Below are 330 nucleotides of genomic sequence, written 5' to 3' on the forward strand. Positions count from 1 at the left end.
ATGAGGCGTTAACCGAAGATCAAATGCGAAAGATTATTTACCAAGAAATAAATAATAGTTCAGGAAATGTGTACGGAAGTGTAATTCCTAAGTCCATATCCGATTCGGCCACATCAGCGGTAATCCCGTGGTCGAATTTAAAGGCCTATTACCCGATGACGGATATCGTGAACCTAACGACCACCGATTTTTCGGGCAACGGTCTGTCTGCTCGTCTGCACAACATCACCACGGTACAGCCACAAACGGCACCTATGCCCTATAAAACGGTAGCTGATGGGTGCTGGTGCACCGAATCCACTTGGTTGCATGGCGATGTATGGGATATCG

Annotated in this window: 1 protein-coding gene; it reads left to right on the forward strand. The window is 47.0% G+C overall.

Going from position 1 to position 330, the window contains the following annotated elements; all coding sequences use genetic code 11:
• Positions 1 to 23: 23 nt before the first annotated feature.
• A partial coding sequence (locus HC176_RS18330) for a hypothetical protein (protein WP_167920423.1) occupies positions 24 to 330 on the forward strand: 307 nt, incomplete at its 3' end.

The organism is Tamlana crocina (genome assembly GCF_012037625.1).